19 protein-coding genes are annotated in these 17,445 nt (G+C 70.4%); 6 read left to right on the forward strand and 13 right to left on the reverse strand.

Annotated features, from left to right (window positions below):
- Positions 1 to 41: 41 nt before the first annotated feature.
- From ACWIHY_RS12625 to ACWIHY_RS12645, 5 genes are all read right to left on the reverse strand, one after another.
- Complete coding sequence (locus ACWIHY_RS12625; protein WP_454375633.1) at positions 42 to 1,163, reverse strand: TIGR03364 family FAD-dependent oxidoreductase; 1,122 nt, start codon at positions 1,161 to 1,163, stop codon at positions 42 to 44.
- A gap of 146 nt (positions 1,164 to 1,309) precedes the next feature.
- Positions 1,310 to 2,092, reverse strand: a complete 783-nt coding sequence (locus ACWIHY_RS12630; protein ID WP_454375634.1) for a GntR family transcriptional regulator — start codon at positions 2,090 to 2,092, stop codon at positions 1,310 to 1,312.
- A gap of 64 nt (positions 2,093 to 2,156) precedes the next feature.
- The gene (locus tag ACWIHY_RS12635; protein WP_454375635.1) at positions 2,157 to 3,392 is read right to left on the reverse strand and encodes a low temperature requirement protein A; all 1,236 of its coding nucleotides are present in this window, start codon (positions 3,390 to 3,392) and stop codon (positions 2,157 to 2,159) included.
- A 50-nt stretch (positions 3,393 to 3,442) separates the two neighbouring features.
- Complete coding sequence (locus ACWIHY_RS12640) at positions 3,443 to 4,426, reverse strand: hypothetical protein (protein ID WP_454375636.1); 984 nt, start codon at positions 4,424 to 4,426, stop codon at positions 3,443 to 3,445.
- A gap of 91 nt (positions 4,427 to 4,517) precedes the next feature.
- Positions 4,518 to 5,690: an ROK family transcriptional regulator gene (locus ACWIHY_RS12645; protein WP_454375637.1), complete on the reverse strand. Its 1,173-nt coding sequence runs from the start codon at positions 5,688 to 5,690 to the stop codon at positions 4,518 to 4,520.
- 56 nt (positions 5,691 to 5,746) lie between these two features.
- Here ACWIHY_RS12645 and ACWIHY_RS12650 point away from each other — a divergent pair, with 56 nt between their 5' ends.
- The gene (locus tag ACWIHY_RS12650; protein WP_454375638.1) at positions 5,747 to 6,844 is read left to right on the forward strand and encodes a Gfo/Idh/MocA family oxidoreductase; all 1,098 of its coding nucleotides are present in this window, start codon (positions 5,747 to 5,749) and stop codon (positions 6,842 to 6,844) included.
- Complete coding sequence (locus tag ACWIHY_RS12655; protein ID WP_454375639.1) at positions 6,841 to 7,383, forward strand: heme-degrading domain-containing protein; 543 nt, start codon at positions 6,841 to 6,843, stop codon at positions 7,381 to 7,383. Before ACWIHY_RS12650 ends, ACWIHY_RS12655 begins: the two co-directional genes overlap by 4 nt.
- A gap of 466 nt (positions 7,384 to 7,849) precedes the next feature.
- On the opposite strand, the gene ACWIHY_RS12660 is transcribed toward ACWIHY_RS12655, so the two are convergent.
- Positions 7,850 to 8,713 (reverse strand): fumarylacetoacetate hydrolase family protein, encoded by an 864-nt coding sequence (locus tag ACWIHY_RS12660; RefSeq protein WP_454375640.1) that lies wholly within the window; start codon positions 8,711 to 8,713, stop codon positions 7,850 to 7,852.
- 133 nt (positions 8,714 to 8,846) lie between these two features.
- Positions 8,847 to 9,638: a YidC/Oxa1 family membrane protein insertase gene (locus tag ACWIHY_RS12665; RefSeq protein WP_454375641.1), complete on the reverse strand. Its 792-nt coding sequence runs from the start codon at positions 9,636 to 9,638 to the stop codon at positions 8,847 to 8,849.
- A 49-nt stretch (positions 9,639 to 9,687) separates the two neighbouring features.
- On the opposite strand from ACWIHY_RS12665, the gene ACWIHY_RS12670 reads away from it, so the two are divergent.
- Positions 9,688 to 9,855 (forward strand): hypothetical protein, encoded by a 168-nt coding sequence (locus ACWIHY_RS12670; RefSeq protein WP_454375642.1) that lies wholly within the window; start codon positions 9,688 to 9,690, stop codon positions 9,853 to 9,855.
- Positions 9,856 to 9,873: 18 nt separating this feature from the next.
- Here the strand turns inward: ACWIHY_RS12670 and ACWIHY_RS12675 are convergent, their stop codons facing one another.
- From ACWIHY_RS12675 to ACWIHY_RS12685, 3 genes are all read right to left on the reverse strand, one after another.
- The gene (locus ACWIHY_RS12675) at positions 9,874 to 10,188 is read right to left on the reverse strand and encodes a DUF6412 domain-containing protein (protein WP_454375643.1); all 315 of its coding nucleotides are present in this window, start codon (positions 10,186 to 10,188) and stop codon (positions 9,874 to 9,876) included.
- Positions 10,189 to 10,427: 239 nt separating this feature from the next.
- Complete coding sequence (locus ACWIHY_RS12680; RefSeq protein WP_454375644.1) at positions 10,428 to 11,039, reverse strand: hypothetical protein; 612 nt, start codon at positions 11,037 to 11,039, stop codon at positions 10,428 to 10,430.
- A gap of 123 nt (positions 11,040 to 11,162) precedes the next feature.
- A complete protein-coding gene (locus ACWIHY_RS12685) occupies positions 11,163 to 12,014 on the reverse strand; it encodes a class E sortase (protein WP_454375645.1) in 852 nt (283 codons plus the stop codon).
- Between the two features lie 114 nt (positions 12,015 to 12,128).
- Between ACWIHY_RS12685 and ACWIHY_RS12690 the strand changes: the two genes are divergently transcribed.
- On the forward strand, positions 12,129 to 13,145 hold the full coding sequence (locus ACWIHY_RS12690) for an SEC-C metal-binding domain-containing protein (protein ID WP_454375646.1): 1,017 nt from the start codon (positions 12,129 to 12,131) through the stop codon (positions 13,143 to 13,145).
- 430 nt (positions 13,146 to 13,575) lie between these two features.
- Here ACWIHY_RS12690 and ACWIHY_RS12695 read toward each other — a convergent pair whose 3' ends face one another.
- Together ACWIHY_RS12695 and ACWIHY_RS12700 are read right to left on the reverse strand one after the other, a co-directional pair.
- Positions 13,576 to 14,322, reverse strand: a complete 747-nt coding sequence (locus tag ACWIHY_RS12695) for a hypothetical protein (protein WP_454375647.1) — start codon at positions 14,320 to 14,322, stop codon at positions 13,576 to 13,578.
- A gap of 97 nt (positions 14,323 to 14,419) precedes the next feature.
- A complete protein-coding gene (locus ACWIHY_RS12700) occupies positions 14,420 to 15,076 on the reverse strand; it encodes an ATP-binding protein (RefSeq protein WP_454375648.1) in 657 nt (218 codons plus the stop codon).
- 207 nt (positions 15,077 to 15,283) lie between these two features.
- Here ACWIHY_RS12700 and ACWIHY_RS12705 point away from each other — a divergent pair, with 207 nt between their 5' ends.
- Both ACWIHY_RS12705 and ACWIHY_RS12710 read left to right on the forward strand, forming a co-directional pair.
- Positions 15,284 to 16,129: a helix-turn-helix domain-containing protein gene (locus tag ACWIHY_RS12705; protein ID WP_454375649.1), complete on the forward strand. Its 846-nt coding sequence runs from the start codon at positions 15,284 to 15,286 to the stop codon at positions 16,127 to 16,129.
- Positions 16,129 to 16,329 carry a DUF397 domain-containing protein gene (locus tag ACWIHY_RS12710; protein ID WP_454375650.1) on the forward strand — a complete coding sequence of 67 codons (201 nt, stop codon included), beginning with the start codon at positions 16,129 to 16,131 and terminating at the stop codon, positions 16,327 to 16,329. The genes ACWIHY_RS12705 and ACWIHY_RS12710 overlap by 1 nt, the downstream gene beginning before the upstream one ends.
- Before the next feature lie 103 nt (positions 16,330 to 16,432).
- Here ACWIHY_RS12710 and ACWIHY_RS12715 read toward each other — a convergent pair whose 3' ends face one another.
- A complete protein-coding gene (locus ACWIHY_RS12715) occupies positions 16,433 to 17,422 on the reverse strand; it encodes a hypothetical protein (protein WP_454375651.1) in 990 nt (329 codons plus the stop codon).
- Positions 17,423 to 17,445: the final 23 nt, after the last annotated feature.

Raw genomic sequence — 17,445 nt, forward strand, 5'->3', positions numbered from 1 at the left:
TCACTTCTGTTCCACTCAACTGCGTTCCACTCACCTTCGTTTCACCAGCCCAGTTCGTCGGCGGTCGTCTCGGCGATGGCCGGTGAGCACGTCATGCCGCGCCCCCCGGGCCCGGTCACCAGCCACACGCCGTCGCGCACCTGCTGCCGGTGTACGACGCGGCTCGTGTCGGTGCACTGCGCGTAAACACCCGCCCACCGGTGCCGGATCTTGGGGAGCGGACGGCCGAGGAAGGACTCGGCGACGCGGGCGACGTGCTCGTACGGCTCCTCGACGACGTCGAAGGCGAAGGGGTGCTCGTATTCGTGGGTGTCACCGATGGTCAGTCCGCCGTCGCGGCGCTGGACCATGAGCAGCTGCATCTTGTGCGCGGCGGCGGCCGGTTCCTGGGCCTGCCCGGCATTGAGGGCGTCGAGCGCGGGGCTCGCGTAGGCGGGGTAGTAGCGGAAGCTGTCGGCGTCGGCTACGGAGGTGGTGAGGGCCTCTCCGAGCGGCTCGGTCTGCATCATCTGGAGGCGGACGCGGCGTACCGGCAGCTCGGGGGCGAGCTCCTTGACGAGCCCGCCGAGCCAGGCGCCCGTACACAGGACGACCGCGTCACCGGTGTGTACGTCGCCGTGGTCGTCGCGGACGGCGTTCTCGCCGATGACTTCGCGGACCTCGCGCCCACCGAGGAATGTGTACCGGTCGGAGGCCAACAGAGCTTGCTTGAGTGCAAGTTGAGCCGTGCGCGGTTCGACGGCGGCGTCCCGCCCGCACCACAGGGCCGCTTCGAACGTGCCGCGCAGAGCGGGGTTCACGGCGCGGGCCTCGTCGCCCGTCAGCAGCTTGTAGCCACGGGCGGCAGCATCGGGCCGGTCCAGTGCGGCTTCGGCGACGGCCAGTTCGAGGTCGTTGCGCACGGGGGTCAGCGAGCCGATGGCCCGGAAGCCCAGCCCGGGTACGCGGGCCCCGATGCCCTCCCACAGCTCACGGGCGCGCAGGGCCGTATCCAGCTCCTCACCGCCGGCGCGCCCGCTGACCCATATCTGCCCGAAGTTTCGGAGGCTGGCTCCGCGGGCTTCGGTCTCGCGCTCGATCTGGACGACCTCGTGGCCGCGTTCCACTGCGTGCCAGGCATGCATCGTTCCTACGACACCGGCTCCTACGACTATGACTCTCACGGCGGCCACGCTCCTGGGGGTGGGTGGCCCGCGTGAATCCGCATGGCAACGCCATGGTGAACAGCCACCCAAGGATGGCCTAGACCCGTTACCTCTTCGTTATTTGGGGATGGCCTGCCGGGCGGAGCCCAGCAGCCGCCCCCGTCCTACCCCCCGCCCCCCAACCGCACCGTGAAGCTGAACCGGTCCCCCCGGAACAGCGTCCGCACCCGTTCGAGCGGCCGCCCCGCCACATCCCGCGACAACCGGTGGATCAGCAGCATCGGAAGCGCAGGCGGCGTACCGATGAGGAGCGCCTCGCGAGGAGTCGCCAGGACCGTCTCGATCCGCTCGTCGGCCGCGCCGAACGACACCCCGACGCGCTCATGCAGGTAGGAGTAGAACGACGAGTCCGGCGCGAAGTCCGTGTCCAGGCGCGGGACGCGGGAGACAGCGACGTACGTACTCTCCAGCCCCACCCGCTCGTCGTCCGCGAGCAGCACCCGCTCCAGGTGCCAGACCGGATCCCCCGCCTCCACCCCCACATCGGCCGCCAGGGCCGCCGGGCAGGGGAAGCGGTCGAGCCCGATGAGATGACGCCCGGGCCGCCGGTTCTGGCGGCGTACGCCCTCGGTGTAACTGGCCAGGGCCAGCGGCTGCTCGAGCTTCGGGCCCGCGACGACCGTGCCGCGCCCCTGCCGGCGAACGCGCCCTTCCAGGAGCAGCTCGCGCAGCGCCTGCCGCACCGTCTCGCGGGAGACTTCGTACCGCACGGCGAGGTCCCGCTCGGTCGGCAGCAGCCCACCCTCCCCCAACTCGCCGATCATGGCGGCGATATGGGCTTTCACGGCGTAGTACTTGGGAACGCGGCCGTGCTCCGGGACGCCGGAGCGGATCGGCGCCCCGGGGTCCTGGTCGTGCGCGTACGGGTAGTCCTTCGGGTAGTCCACGCACTGGATGTTCGCAGACGATGTTGAACGCCCGCCGCGAGCGAGCGCGCGAGCGGCGGCCGGATCAGCCCGCGGCCCGGTCTCCCCGGCCGGCCCTCTCCGCCCGGCCCTCGGAAGCCCGGACGGAGAGGTACACCCCCACGGCCACCGTGCAGGCCGCGACCAGCCCGGTCAGCGGCACGGCCCAGTGCCCGGCGAATCCGGCGGCCAGTACGAGCAATGCGCCCACGAGCAGCACCAGGTTCTGGGCGGCGCCCCGCTTGAAGTGGCGGGCGTGCACCAGCCACACCGTGATCATGAAGAGCGCGGTGGGCACGGTAACGGCGAAGGAGGCGGCGAGGGTCGAGATGTGCGCGTGATGCGTCGCCTGTTCGACCGCCACCTCGATGCCGGCGCCGATCGCGGCGGCCGAGCCGAAGATCAGGTAGTGGCCGTAGCCCCAGAAGAACCCCTGCCGATTGGAGTGGAGATATGCGTGAATCGGCACGGCGAAGTAGATCCAGAAGGCGGCGAAGACGATGACCAGTCCGCCCGCCGCGATCGGCAGCAGCTCGTCCAGGGCCGCTGACTCGTCCAGGGCCGACTGCACGGCCACGGTGGCGGCGGCGATGGTTTCGCCGAGCACGATGATGGTGAACAGGCCGTAGCGTTCGGCGATGTGGTGCGGATGCCAGCTGGTCTCGTGGCGGCTCTCCGCGTAGACCGGCACGGCGAGCTCGGCAGCGGCCAGCACCACGAACCCCCACATCCACGCGCCGTCGGGCAGCCACAGCAGCACCACCCATCCCACCTGCACCACCACCAACCCGGCGGCGAAGCGCAACGCGGCTGTTCGGGCGGCTCCCGTCTCGCCGTGCGCGGCCCGCAGCCACTGGAGGGTGAGCGCCACGCGCATGATCAGGTAGCCGAGGACCGCGACCCCGTAGTCGGCGTGGTCGAAGGCGCGGGGGACTCCGGCGGCCAGGACGAGTACGCCGGACATCTGCACCAGCGTGGCGATCCGGTACGGGACGTCGTCGCAGTCGTAGGCGGACGCGAACCAGGTGAAGTTCACCCAGGCCCAGTAGATGGCGAAGAAGACGAACGCGTAACCGGTGATCCCGTGCGCGGTGTCGCCCTCGGCCACGGCATGCACCAGCCGTACGCCGGCCTGCGCCACGGCCACGACGAAGCACAGGTCGAAGAGCAGCTCCAGCGGAGTGGCCGACCGGTGCGCCTCGTCACGGCTGCGCGCCTTCATCCGCACCAGCGGAACCACGGCCCGGCCGTGCCCGGCCCCGGCGGGGGTGTGCTCAGTCATCGGCGCTCACCAGGACGCTCGGCCCCGCCCCCATCAGCACGCGTCAGCGCTCATCGGCCCCGACGCCCGCGCCGGGCGCCGACCATGAGGGCGACGCCCCCGAGAAGCAGTGCGCCCGCGGTGGTCCCGAGCGCGAGCAGCTGACCGGAATCGCGGCCCGTCATGGCGAGCAGATGGGGGCGTTCGGCGATGCGCGGTGTGCCGTCGTCGTCGGGGCCCGGGCTGCGGCGGGGGCCGGGGTCGCGCTCGGGGGCCGGGGACCGGCCGGGATCGGAGTCGGAGTCGGAGTCGGAGTCGGAGTCGGAGTCGGGGTCGGGGTCGGGGTCGGGATCAGGATCGGCGTCGGGCTCGGAGTCGGGATCGGCGTCGGGATCGGCGTCGGGATCGGCGTCGGGGTCGGACTCGCGGCCGTTGTCCCGGGCGGTGATGGTGAAGCGGTAGTCGTTCGACTCACCGACCCACTCGCCGTCGTCCGGCTGCCGCTGCACGACGGCGGCGTTGGCGACGGCGCTGGCGGGCGCGGTGCCGGCGTCGAAGGCGAGCCGCACCTTGACTGTGACGGTGCGGTCGGCGGCGACGGTGAAGCCGGGGAATCCGCCGTCGAAGACACCGATGTGCTCGTCCTCGTCAGTGGTCTCGAAGGGTACGTCGATCCACCGCCCGGCGCCGTCTTCGAACTCCAACTCCACCTGCTTCGAATCGAGTTCCCGCTCGCGGTCCACGAGGATGACGATCGGGTGGATGTCGCGGCAGACCTCGCCGGTCGTGTTGGTCAGCTCCAGGGTCCACTCGCCGGGTTCCTCGCCCGCCCCGTACCTGTCGGGGCCGCCGCGCAGGCGGGTGGCGATGGGGAAGTCGGGGGAAACCGGGTCACCGCAGGTGGGCCGCTCGGCCAGAGCAGCGCGGAGGGGCTCGGCGTACTCCGGCTCCGCGGCTCCCTCGTCGGCACGCACACCGGCTTGGGCAGTGACGGCCGCCCCACCAGCCAGGGCGGCTGACGCAACTCCGAGGGCGAGGGCAATGCGCAGTCGCATGAGAAGCCTTTGCAGGTCGGGGTCACCCGGTCATCGCCGGTGACCCTTCCCCGCCTGCGCGACGCGTCCTCGGGTACCACGCCCAGTACGTTCATATGACCGCAGTGAATCCCTCCAACGGCCCACTTCCGGCCACTCCCACTCCGCCGGGGAACGCGACGTCCGCATGGCCGAAGACCGGCGCGAGCACGAGCTGCGCCGCCCCGTCGGCGACGGCACGCCCGTCGCCACCCGCCGCGGCCACCGGCACGGCGGGCCCACCGCCCTCACGCCGGGCGAGTTCGGCCAGTACCGCTTCCACTCCCCGTACGAACACGTCCTCGTCCGCGGCGATCACGCGGCCGCCGAGCAGCACCCGGTCGATGTCGAGCAGCCCGACCAGATTGGCGGCCCCGGTCCCGAGGACCCGTGCGGCTTCCGCGAGGTCGCCGCGGGCGACGGCGGCGAGGCAGAGCGCTTCGATGCAGCCGCGGCCGCCGCAGGAGCACGGCGGCCCGTCCAGCTGGAGGGTCTGGTGCCCGAACTCGCCCGCCCCGGTGCGCGCCCCCCGGTAGAGGGCGCCGCCGAGCACGAGCCCGGAGCCGAGCCCCGTGCCGAGATGCAGGTACGCGAAGGACCCGGCGGCAGGGCGGGCACGCAGCGCGAGCCCGAGGGCGGCGGCGTTCGTGTCCTTGTCCACCACCACGGGCAGCCCGAGCCGCTCGCTCAGCACGTCCCGCAACGCGAACCCGTCCCACTGCGGAAAACCGGTGACGCGATGGAGCACCCCCCGCCCGTGATCGAGCGGTCCGGGCGCCGCCACCCCGACTCCGAGCAGCACCTGGCCCGGCACGTGTCCGGGCTGGGGAAAGGGGAGCGCGGCGATCTCGCGGGAGGCCGCCTCCAGAACCACCTCCGCGTCCGCCCCCAGGTCGAGCGGCGAGCGTCGCACGGCGACCGTCGCTCCGGCCAGGTCCACCAGGACGGCCGTCACCTCGTCGCGGTCCAGGTGCAGCCCGACGGCGTAGCCCGCGTCCGGCACCAGCCGCAGGACCGTGCGCGGCTTGCCGCCCGTCGACGGGCGGCGGCCGGCCTCCGTCGCCAGGCCCTCCGCCCGCAGCCGTGCGGTGATCTTGCTGACGGCCTGCGGGGTCAGGCCGGTACGGTCGGCGAGTTCGAGGCGGCTGATGCCGGCCTCGCCCGCCGTACGCAGCAGGTCGAGGACCAGCGCCGCGTTGTGGCTTCGCAGCGCCGGCAGGTTCGCGCCCGTATTGCTCCTGTTCACCGACCCATTGTCCACTGCGCTTGCACTTTGGCAACAGCGTTGTTTAAGTGGGTGCCATGACTGGCACCGGTACCGACCCCCACGCGCCCCTGCGCGTCGGACTCGTGGGCTACGGCCTCGCGGGCTCCGTCTTCCACGCCCCGCTCATCGCCGCGACCGAGGGCCTGACCCTCGACACGGTCGTCACCTCGAACCCGGGGCGGCAGGAGCAGGCCCGCACCGCGTTCCCCGGCATCCGCGTCGCGGCCTCGGCCGACGAGCTGTGGGCGCGCGCGGACGAACTCGACCTGATCGTGATCGCGTCCCCCAACAAGACCCACGTCCCGATCGCGAGCGCCGCTCTCCAGGCCGGTCTGCCGGTCGTCGTGGACAAGCCGGTCGCGGGCACCGCCGCCGAGGCGCGCGCACTCGCCTCGCTCGCGGAAGAGCGCGGCCTGGTGCTCTCCGTCTTCCAGAACCGCCGCTGGGACAACGACTTCCTCACCGTCCAGCAGCTGATCGCGTCCGGCGAGCTCGGCGACGTACAGCGCTTCGAGTCACGCTTCGAGCGGTGGCGCCCGCAGATCAAGGGCGGCTGGCGCGAGTCGGGCGACCCGGCGGAGATCGGCGGGCTGCTGTACGACCTGGGCAGCCACGTCGTCGACCAGGCGCTGGTGCTTTTCGGTCCGGCGGTGCGGGTGTACGCCGAGTCGGACGTACGCCGCCCGGGCGCCGAGGCCGACGACGACACGTTCATCGCGATCACGCATGCGAACGGCGTCCGCTCGCACCTGTACGTGAGCGCCACCACCGCGCAGCTCGGCCCGCGCTTTCGCGTGCTCGGCTCGCGCGCGGGCTATGTGAAGTACGGCCTGGACCCGCAGGAGGACGCGCTGCGCGCGGGCGAGCGGCCGACGGCGGACAAGCGCTGGGGCGAGGAGCCGGAGGCGGCCTGGGGCCGCATCGGCGAGGGCGACTCCCCGGTGACGGGCGGCGGCAGCCCGGTCCCGACGCTGCCGGGCGACTACCCGGCGTACTACGCGGCCGTAGCCACCGCCGTACGCGCGGGCACGGCGCCGCCGGTCACCGCCGCGCAGGCGGCCGCGGCGCTCGACGTACTGGAGGCCGCGCGGCGCTCGGCCCGTGAAGGCGTGACGGTGGAGATCCAGCGATGACCTCGACGAACCCCACTCCCGCACCCGGTCCCACTCCCGGCCCCACTCCCGGTCCCACTCCTCCCGTGGGCGCCGAACTCCTCACCGGCCTGCTCACCGAACTGATCGCCCAGGAACGCCGCCTGGTCCTCCCCCGCTTCACCCACGAGGACGCGTGGAACCTGGGCAACCTCCTCGTCGGCCTGGCCCGCGAGCGCGAGGCCCCCGTGGCGGTCGACATCCGGCGCGGCGCGCAGCAGCTCTTCCACTGCGCGCTGCCGGGGTCGAGCGCGGACAACGACGCGTGGATCGACCGCAAGCGCCGGGTCGTGGAGCGGTACGGGGAGAGTTCGTACCTGGTCGGCACGCGTTTCCGCGCCAAGGGCACGACGTTCGAGGAATCGTCGCGCCTGGACCCGGACGTCTACGCGGCGCACGGCGGCTCGTTCCCGATCGCGGTGGAGGGCGCGGGTGTGATCGGCACCGTGACGGTGTCCGGCCTCCCCCAGGCGGAGGACCACGCGATGGTGGTGGAGGCCCTGCAGCACTTCAGGTCCTGAACGGACCGGGCGCGGGTGGGGGTGGTGCGAGGAGTACGGGTGGGGCGGGCGATTTCGCCCATACCCGGCGAGGGTTCGCCGGGCTAGTCGGGCGGGTGGCCTCCCGGTGAGTCGGGCCGGGGCGCCGGGCGAGTCGGGCGCGAGTCGGGCCGGATGGTCCGGGCCGGCCCCGGGTGCGCCCGGACCGGCCCGGGCGGGCCGACGCCTCGCCCTGGTCAGCATCCGGCGGAGCATCCCCAGGACACTCCTCAACCGCCGGACGGGCTTGATCGTTCAGCCCGTCCGGCGTGAGAGCCCGGGTCGGCGCAGAGCCGGGCCGGGAGCAGCGCAGAGCCGGGTCGGCGCAGAGCCCGGGCCGGGTCCGTCCGGTCCCGCACCCGCACCCGCACCGCACCGGCATGCGCGCACCGGCAGCCGCACCCGCACCCCCCACCCGAACGCGGCCCAGAACTCGAACCCGAACCGCCTACGCGTCCTTCAGCTCCTGGCGCTGCCGGCCCAGCCCCTCCACCTCGAGCTCCACCACGTCACCCGACCGCAGATACGGTTTCGGCTCCGCCTGCCCCATGGCCACGCCCGCCGGCGTACCCGTGTTGATCACGTCACCCGGGTACAGCGTCATGAACTGGCTGACGTACCGCACCACTTCCCCCACCCCGAATATCTGCTCGGCGGTGGTCCCGTCCTGCTTCAGTTCGCCGTTCACCCACAGCTTCAGACCCAGCGCCTGCGGATCCGGAACCTCGTCCGCCGTTACGAGCCACGGGCCCAGCGGGTTGAACGTCTCGCAGTTCTTGCCCTTGTCCCAGGTGCCGCCGCGCTCGATCTGGAACTCGCGCTCCGAGACGTCGTGCGAGACCGCGTACCCCGCGACATGCGCGAGCCCGTCCTCGGCCGATTCCAGGTAGCGGGCGGTACGGCCGATGACCACAGCCAGCTCGACTTCCCAGTCGGTCTTCGCGCTGCCGCGCGGTACGAGAACGGTGTCGTCGGGGCCGACCACCGTGTCCGGTGCCTTGAAGAAGATGATCGGCTCGGCGGGTATCGCCGCGCCCGTCTCGGCCGCGTGATCGTGATAATTCAGGCCGATACATACGATCTTGCCGATGCGCCCGAGCGGCGGCGCGACCCGCAGCGTGCCCGCCGCGTCGTCGATCACCGGCAGCTCACCGCCCGCAGCTGCCGCGCGAACCCGGCCCAGCGTCGCCTCGTCGGCGAGCAGGCCGCCGTCGATGTCGGTGACGAGACCGGACAGATCCCGCAGCGTCCCGTCCTGGTCGAGCAGTGCCGGACGTTCGGCACCCACCGTTCCCACACGCAGCAGCTTCATGGTCAGTCTCCTCTGGTCGAGAGTCGCGTTCGGCCCCGGCCGATGGGTGCGGCCATCGGAGGATTGGCTGATCCTCCAAGGTCCGGTTCCAGTCCGCAAGACCCCGTTCACAGACTGGACCTCCCCCATGACCTCAAGGGCGTGGGAGGACCCCCTTCGCGGCAGTGGCAACCGCGCCTCCACCAGCCGGAATGTCCCGGTACAGCCACACCCGCTCTGCCGCGCTCCAGGTCGTGCTGGTCACGACGTACAGCGCGGCGGCCAGCGGCACGACGGCCACCGTGATCAGCGTGGCGAAGGACATCAGCGGCATCACCTTGGCCATCGCTCCCATGGCCCCGGCCCCCGGCAGCTCCGTCCCGTCGGGGCCGACAGCCATGCCGGTACCGGGCGCGGCGGCCATCTGCTGCTTCGTACGCCGGTAATTGAACGTGGCCACCGCCGCGACGACCGCGAACAGCGCGAGGTACAGCAGCCCCTGCGCCCCGAAGACCCCGCCGTGCGCCAGCGCGTCGGTCCAGCGGTCGCCGAGCGGGCTGGCGAAGAGGGTGTGGCCGAGCAGTTCGTTCGGTTCGCCTCCGATCTGCTGGTTCGAGAAGAGGTGGTACATGAGGAAGAACGCCGGCAGCTGGAACAGGCTGGGCAGGCAGCCCGACAGCGGCGAGACCTTCTCCTTGGCGTGCAGCTCCAAGATCGCCTTCTGCAGGCGCTCCGGGTTCTTGCCGTGCTTCCTTCGCAGCTCGGCGATCTGCGGCGCGAGCTTGGTGCGGGCCTTCTGGCCCCGGGCCGTCGCCCGCGACAGGGGGTGGATGGCGAGTCGTACACATGCGGTGAACAGGACGATCGCGGCGGCTGCCGCCGAGGCGTGGAAGAACGGTTCGAGCAGATCCGCGAGACGTGCGACCAGGTTGGCGAAAACGGACATGGTGAGCCCTCCGAGGGGTCTCGTCGTGCCGGAAGCGAGACAAATCGGCATGACGACCCACGCTGGGACCCGCACCTCGGTACGTCAGCAGCACGGCAGCAGAAGGTACGGCCTGTACGCCGTACGTCAGCACATCCGCACGCGTCAGCCGCACGTCAGCACAGGAACTGCGCGCACGTGCGCGCAGCTGCGCGACGTACATCGCGACGCGTACTGAGGAAAGCGGCGCGCGCCCCTACGCGGTGGTCGTCAGAAGACGACCACCCGGCGCCCGGGGCCTGGTCCGCCCCCGCGCATCGGGATCACGCTGGGGCAGGAACGCGGTGCGTATCTCCCGGTCCCGTATCGCCGTACGCACCCGCGTGCGCGGCACGGCGGGGACAGAGCGCGCCGCGACGAGCGCGCACACGGCGAGGGCAGAACCGGCCGCGGCGGTGGCGGCGAGCGCGACGGCGGCGGAGAAGCTGCCGTTCTCGATGAGGAGGACTTCGGTCAGGAGGAAGAGGACAAGGCCGACCGTGCGCAACAACCGCGCCGAGCAACTGATCATGTTCTTCCCCCCGTTCCACTCATCCAAGACTTCGAACGACTCTCGAAAGATGCTAATCCCCGGCACTGACAACGCACCCTGCCGGTTGCGTCACCCCGTCGGGTCCGAGCCGGCCGACGCCTCGGCATCAGGCACCACGCCCGTTCGCCCGGCGGCCCGTAATGACAGACGCACAGGGCGACCACCAAGTTCCCCGCGAGCGCCACAATCCCCGCGTTCCCCAGGGGGACGCGGTGTGCTCAGTCGACCACGTGGACGACCGCACCCACGGCGGCGAATTTCCATATGGCGTCACCGTCATCGGCGCGCACGCGAATCCCGCCGGTCTGAACACCCTGCGCGGGCTCCGGCGACGATCCGTCCACGGCGTTGGAGAAGGCGATGGAGACGCCGGACTTCGTGGAGAAGTAGACGACGTTCTCGATCTTCACCCCGTCGGAGCCCGTCGCCGCGGGCCTTCGGAAAGAGACCAGGTGAGAGCCCTTTTCCGGGCTCACGGATCCGGGCCAGACGCTGAAAGAGCGACGAGAGGCATTACCGGCGTCGACCAGCCAGACCCTCTTCTGCCCGAGCGAGTAGACGATGCGCGTCCCCTCGCCGGAATTCGCGGGCACCTCGGCCCGGGGAGGCTTGCGCGGCGGAGTCGACGGGTGCGCCTGCGGCGACTGGGTCGCGGTGGGCCGCGACGCGAAGGGCGCCGCGCCCGGCGGCTTCGATCGGCCGGCCTGCACTCCCAGAACGATGACAATCGCGAGCGCCGCCACAGTCAGTGCGGCGACCCAGGCCCATGAGGGCGGCCGGCGGACATGCACGCGCGCGATCTCCTCAACTCTCGTGCCGAAGGAGGGCAATGCGACCATTGCCCGGCACGAGCCCGGCCCTACCCAGAACGTCCGATCATCGTACTCCCACCAGGTACGTTCCCCACAGGCCACGCAAGCCCCACAGGCCTCAGCGGGAGCCGCGAGAGGGCGCTACCGGGGCCGCATCGCCGCCAGCTTCGCCCACACCACCAGCCGGTATGTGGACGTGAACTCGGGCGTGCACGTGGTCAGCGTCAGGTAGTACCCGGGCTCCCGATACCCGACTTCGGTACGGACATTGCTTCTCGGCACCTTCGCGATCACTCCGCTGTCGCGCGCGGAGGTCTGCGCGAGCCCCTTGTCGACGACGTACGTGAAGACGGCTTCCCGCGTCTCGACCTTCACCTCGTCCCCCGCCCGCAGCCGGTTGATGTAGCGGAACGGCTCCCCGTGCGTATTGCGATGCCCCGCGAGCGCGAAATTCCCGGCGCGGCCGGGCTGCGCGGTCCGCGGATAGTGCCCGACGTACCCCTTGTCGAGTACGCCGCCCTTGCTGACGCCCTGCGCGACGGGCACGGTGACGCCGAGGCGCGGGATGCGGAGGATGGCGTACGCCTGATCCCAGCGGGGAGGCGACGGCTCACTGGCGGCGGCGCCCGGCGGAGGCGGCTCGGCGGTTCCCTCACCGGCCCCACCGGCCTCAGGCACCTCCCGGGGCACCTCGGACGGCACCTCGCCCACCCCCTCCTCCTCCCCCTCCCCTCCTCCCTCCGCCCTTCCCTCCGCCTGTCCCCCGCCCCACTCCCTCTCCAGCGCCTGCACCTTCCGCTCGGCGCCGTCGCGGGCCTGCCGGTTGGTCCACCACAGCTGATGTACGACGAGGAGCAGCACGACGACACCGAACGTCACGGCGGCCTCCGCACCCACCCACAACCCGCGCGCGGCCACCGCACGCCCCCGGGAGGCGCCCTGCACCACCACCGGAATCCGCTTCTGCTCGCGCCGCCGCTCCCGCTCCCGCACGGCGGGCACGATAGGCCGTACCCCGGCAACTCTCCAGAGTGGCGCACATCAGGTCCGCCCTGTGCCTCTCCGGGCTCTCTCACCTACACCCCGTACAGCAGTACGGTGTGGACCATGCGCCCCGACACGCCTGCCGATCACGCCGATCACACCGCCGAAGCCGAGCGCCTGCTGCGTACCGCGGCGCAGTATCCCGAGGACAAGGAGCCGCTGTACCTCCAGGCCGCGGCCCACCTGGAGCTGTCCGGCGATCGCGCCCGTGCGGCGACGCTGTACGACCACCTCCTGGCGAACGCCCCGGACAACCCACCGCTCGTGAAGGCCCTCAAGGCGGCCAACCTGTGGGAGTACGGCCACGAGGCGGAGGCCCGCGCGATCATCGACGGCATCCGCGCCGCGGCCCCGCGGGAGGCGGCGCCATGGGAGATCATCGCGGAGGCACTGGAGTCCCACGACGAACTGCACGCGTCGCACGACGCGTTCTCGACCGCGCTGAACCTCCTCATCGACCCGTCGGAGGAGATCCCGTACACGTCGCACTCGCTCCTGACCGGCCGCCACCGCGTACGCCGCATGCTCAACCTGCCGCACGACGAGTGGGACGCGGTGGCGGACACCGTGAACGCCGGCCCGATCGCCCTGGACGAACTGCACGACCCGAAGCGGCTGTGGTCGCTGGGCTCGGACAATCCGGCGGAGCTGAAGGCCGAGATCGCCCGCCTGCGCGCGGAGCTGGGCACGTACCGCACGGCGCTGTCCCGCCCGTTCCCGGTGGCGATGCTGCACTGGACGGAGAACGAGCTGCGCGAACTCCTGGCGGCGTACCCCGTCCTCACGACGGACTACCCGACCCACGCGGCGCACCTCACCGCAATCGAGTCGTCACTGCGGGACCTGGCTTCGACGGGCACCCGGAACCTGGGCATCGTGAGAGGCACGGTCCCGTCGTACGAGGCGTTCGCCGCATCGGAATCGGCGTCCCCCGCAGACGCGTCGCTCCTCCCCCAGTACGCCACCACCCTGGCAGCCCGAGGCCGAGCAACAACCTGGCCCCCGGCCCGCAACGCCCCCTGCTGGTGCGGCTCGAACACCCCGTACCGCGACTGCCACGGCACCCCTGGCCTGACCTGACCTTCCACGCCCTACGGATCAGCTCCCGCGCTTCGCGCGCCCGACGCTGCAGCTCGGAATCACCACAACCCGCTCGGCACCTCCGCCGTGTGGGTCATCCGCATGCTCGGCGTTTCCAGGCGTCCCCGTCGTCATCCTGATCCTCCCTGCCTCTACCGAACGAGGCCGGCCGTCCTCCGATCAGCTTCCGCGCCATCGAAAGGAGCCGCTCCGAGTCCCTCGTTGTGGACACGAACGCCTGAACTTGCGTTAAAGCGCGCAGACTTGCGCCTAGCTGGACGCGGGCGGGCAGGCGATCGAACAGATACCGTGACCCCACCGCAGAGAAGGCACTCGGAGGCCCGCTTTGGACATAGCAGTTGGCACAGTAATCAAGCGGCGAGAGATCCACACTCGCTACGGCGGGAGTTGGCAGGGGGGCATCAGCCCGTCAGGTACGACCCCTCATGTACTGCTCTTCACCGACCCCTCGCGAGGACACCAGCACGGCTACTTCGACGGTTGGGGTGCCGATGGCTGTTACCACTACTGCGGCCAAGGCCAGTACGGCGACCAGGAGATGATTCGTGGCAACCTGGCCATCCTCAATCACACTGAGGACCAACGTTCGCTCCATCTCTTCCGATCCACAGCTCGCGGAGTAGTGGAGCACCTTGGTCAATTCGCCCTCGCCTCGGAGCGCCCCTGGTACACCACAGACGCTCCGGACACCGAGGGAGAGATTCGCAGCGTCATCATGTTCAGATTGCGCCCGGTCAATTCGGCCCCAACTGAGATCGAGCTGCCCTTCACCCCAGCCACCACCACGGTTGTCGAAGACGTCGAAGTTGAGCAGCACAATGTAGAACAGATGGCTGTAAACCCCAGCGGCAGAACGCGCCTCGCTGATCGACGGGAGGCAAAGCTTGTCACCGCTTACCGCAGGTACTTGCGGTCGCAGGGCCACACGGTCGGGCGCAAAAAGATTGTTCCTGCCGGAGAGCTGAAGCCCCTTTTCACGGATCTCTACGACGCCACCGACAACATACTGATCGAGGCGAAGGGAACCGTTACTCGCGAGGCGATCCGCATGGCCATTGGGCAGCTTTTCGACTATCGACGCTACATAGCTCCGCGGCCGGACATCGCATTGTTGTTGCCGTCCCGACCCCGCCATGACCTCATCAGCCTTTGCCACGCTGATGAGGTCGCCGCGTTTGCCATCTGGCCGAAAGGTGATTCTTACGCCACGAGTCGGGATTAACGAGACAGCGGATGGCGTGAGCGCCAGCCTATCAATTGGCTGCCCTAAATTCTTCCTCGAAGTGGGTCTGGGCGCGGTCAAGGGTCTCGTCCGGGTCGAAGCCGTGGGCGCGTAGCCAGTGGAGCAGGTCGGCGATCAGGTCGATCGCCGTCTCCTCCGCCACTGCGGCGCCCAGTGGGCCCGTGGGGTCGAGAGTGGGGTGCGTTGCGCCGCAGTAGAGCGCCAGGAACATCTCGGCTCTGGTCACACGGCGGCCGCCCGTGTGACCAGTTGGTGTGGGCAGGGTCGTCGGCAGTTCGCACCACGTCACCTTCGAGTCGGCTCGCAGGATGATGCCCCAGCGGTCCGTGAGCGCGTCGATGATCGCCATGCCTCTGCCCGACTCGTCGCCGTCCGTCGCCGCGAGGAGCGTGGGCAGTGCGCGCGCGTCCGGGTCCCGGATTTCGATGCGGAGGCGCGTGCCTGCCATGGAGACGGCGAGCGTCGTGGGCGTCCCCGGGCCTACGTGACTGAGGACGTTGGTGACCAGTTCGGTCACGCAGAGCTGCGCGACATCGGTCAGTTCGGACAGCCCCCAGAGCCTCAGATGCAGGGCCATCACCCGTCGCAGCCCTGCGACTTCTTCGGCCTCCGCCAGGAAGGGCAGCTCCCACGCTTTCCTCGTAACCTCGCACTGACATTCAGGCATGACGACAGCCCTCACTTTCACGAGTGTGGCGAATGCGTGGCGCAGTTGGCCCCGCACACAGCGTGACAGTGAAACTCTCAATATGGAACTCTCATTCCTGAAGTCAGGGAGCACGCACTGTCCACGCGCGCCCCTGGCGTGCGCTGTCTTGCCTGTACCGCTGGACGCCGTGCACGCTCAGGGAGATCGAGACGAAGGGCCACGACCGTGCCAGTTGGACCGACCACCCGCAGGCGCCAGCTCGGCGCGGACTTGCGCCGACTCCGCGAGCGCAAGGGACTCTCACTCGAGGAAGCCGGAGCACTCGTCGGCATCTCCAAAGCCACATTGAGCCGATACGAGACAAAAGGCGGGTCGGTGAAGTGGCCGGCCGTGGAAGCTCTTTGCCGCGAGTACTGCGCCTCGGAGAAGGAGCGCCAGACCCTCGTCGAGTTGGCCAAGGAGGCGAAGATCCGAGGGTGGTGGCGGTCGCTTGCCGATCCGATCCCCGAGTCGATGAACCTCATGCTGACGCTCGAGGACGAGGTCGTCCGCGAGGACCACTACGCCTGCATGTACGTCCCGGGCCTGCTCCAGACCCGCGCGTACGCCGAGGCCGTGCATCGCGCTTCCGAGATGCGCTGCACCGAGCAGGAGATCGCGCACATGGTCGACATTCGCATGAAACGCCAGGAGCTTCTGACTCGGGAGGATCCACCGCACATCTGGGCCGTGGTCGACGAGGCGGTCTTGCGCCGCATGGTCGGCGGCCGTGCGGTCATGCGTGAACAGCTCCGGCACATGCTGGAGATGGCCGGGCGCCCTCACGTCACGATCCAGATACTGCCGTTCGCGAGTGGGGCGCACGCCGCGGCCGTCGGGAGCTTCGTGATCCTCGGAGGGCAGGCACCGGAACTCGATGTGGTGTACGTCGACATCATCGGTGGCGGCCTCTTCATGGAGAAGCCCGAGGAACTCCGGCGCTATGAGTTGGCGTTCCAGTACTTGCAGGCCCAGGCGTTGGACATCAACGCCTCAACGGCACTCCTGAGACAGGCTTCCGAGGAGCTTTGATGGATCACGACGGCATCCACTGGATCAAGTCCTCGTACAGCGGTGGCAGCGGGACCGAGTGCGTCGAAGTGGCGCGTCTTGGCGGGGGTACCGCTGTGCGTGACTCGAAGGTGCCTGATGGGGCGCGTATAGCCGTTCCGGACAGGGCCTGGGACGGGTTCGTCCGTGCCGTGCGGGGCGGGGGTCTCGGCGCGGGCTGACGCGCGCGGCTTCATCCATGGCGGAACGCCGAACGGGCTGACCGGGCTGAACAGGGGCGTCAGCCCTGTCAGCCCGGTCAGCCCGCGATTCGGCAGGGGGCGGCTAGCGGTGGTGCTTGTCGAGGGTGGCGAGGAGCAGGTTCGGGTCCTGCATCGTGAAGAAGGCGGCGCTGGGCACGTAGACCGTCTCGCCGCGCACCGCGACGGACGTGGGGTTCGACAGGCCGTCCTTCGCAGTGAGTACGACCCGGTGGGTGCCATTGGGCCGTACGAGTGCCACCTTGCTGTCGGTGATCAGTGCGGCCAGGACGGTGTCGTCACGCCCGACGAAGGCGAAGTCGTCGACTCCGGTCAGGCCGGTGGCCCTGGTCTGGATCGCGCCCGCGGACCCGTTCGGCTTCACGGGGATGCGCAGCAGCAGCGCCTTGTCGAAGTTGGTCACCCACACGGCGCCGTGGCGCAGCTGGAGGCCGTTGGCGCCGACCATTCCGGTCGGCGCGGCCGAGCGCTGGAGCTTGCTGCCGGTGGCCCACGCCTTCGGCTTGACGCAGCCGCTGCCCGGGGCGACCTTCGCCGGGACGCGCCATACGGTGGCGCGGGTCGAGTCGGCGGCGTACAGCACACCTCGGTGCTCGTCGAGCGCGAGGCCGTTGGGGAAGCCGTTCGTCGGCAGGCACGCGATCTGCTCGGGCTTGGGGTGGTGGGGGCGGATGCGCCAGATGCCGGTGAGCTTGGTCCCGGTCGCGTAGTTGACGTACAGCGTGCCGTCGTGTGCCCGCGCGATGCCCGTCGCGACCGCGACCTCCGTGATGGGGGTGTTCGGGTTCGCCACGGCGGGGAGCTGCGCGATGATCCGCGGCTCGTGGTGCGGGGAGAGCCGGGCGACCTGCCGCGCGAGGGCGAACGTCACGTTGGCGGAACCGTCGGGTTCGAGCGCGATGCTCTCCGGCGTCTGGCCTGCCGCGAAGTCGAAGTGCTCGACGACGCGCGGGTCCGTCAGCGTCGGCTCTTCGGCGCTGGTGGGAGCTGCCGCGAGCGCCGCGAGGGCGACGGCGGCCGTGGCGATGCCGACCAGGCGTGGGAAGCGGGGCATGGGGCTCCTCCGGGCTGTGCGCA

Source organism: Streptomyces sp. NPDC055287 (genome assembly GCF_053646035.1).

What these genes read in the sequence shown, in the direction of transcription:
- ACWIHY_RS12635 (WP_454375635.1), bottom strand. Translation starts at nt 3,392, where the DNA reads ATGACTGAGCACACCCCCGCCGGGGCCGGGCACGGCCGGGCCGTGGTT.
- ACWIHY_RS12640 (WP_454375636.1), bottom strand. Translation starts at nt 4,426, where the DNA reads ATGCGACTGCGCATTGCCCTCGCCCTCGGAGTTGCGTCAGCCGCCCTG.
- ACWIHY_RS12650 (WP_454375638.1), top strand. Translation starts at nt 5,747, where the DNA reads ATGACTGGCACCGGTACCGACCCCCACGCGCCCCTGCGCGTCGGACTC.
- ACWIHY_RS12655 (WP_454375639.1), top strand. Translation starts at nt 6,841, where the DNA reads ATGACCTCGACGAACCCCACTCCCGCACCCGGTCCCACTCCCGGCCCC.
- ACWIHY_RS12660 (WP_454375640.1), bottom strand. Translation starts at nt 8,713, where the DNA reads ATGAAGCTGCTGCGTGTGGGAACGGTGGGTGCCGAACGTCCGGCACTG.
- ACWIHY_RS12665 (WP_454375641.1), bottom strand. Translation starts at nt 9,638, where the DNA reads ATGTCCGTTTTCGCCAACCTGGTCGCACGTCTCGCGGATCTGCTCGAA.
- ACWIHY_RS12670 (WP_454375642.1), top strand. Translation starts at nt 9,688, where the DNA reads ATGACGACCCACGCTGGGACCCGCACCTCGGTACGTCAGCAGCACGGC.
- ACWIHY_RS12675 (WP_454375643.1), bottom strand. Translation starts at nt 10,188, where the DNA reads ATGATCAGTTGCTCGGCGCGGTTGTTGCGCACGGTCGGCCTTGTCCTC.
- ACWIHY_RS12690 (WP_454375646.1), top strand. Translation starts at nt 12,129, where the DNA reads ATGCGCCCCGACACGCCTGCCGATCACGCCGATCACACCGCCGAAGCC.
- ACWIHY_RS12700 (WP_454375648.1), bottom strand. Translation starts at nt 15,076, where the DNA reads ATGCCTGAATGTCAGTGCGAGGTTACGAGGAAAGCGTGGGAGCTGCCC.
- ACWIHY_RS12710 (WP_454375650.1), top strand. Translation starts at nt 16,129, where the DNA reads ATGGATCACGACGGCATCCACTGGATCAAGTCCTCGTACAGCGGTGGC.
- ACWIHY_RS12715 (WP_454375651.1), bottom strand. Translation starts at nt 17,422, where the DNA reads ATGCCCCGCTTCCCACGCCTGGTCGGCATCGCCACGGCCGCCGTCGCC.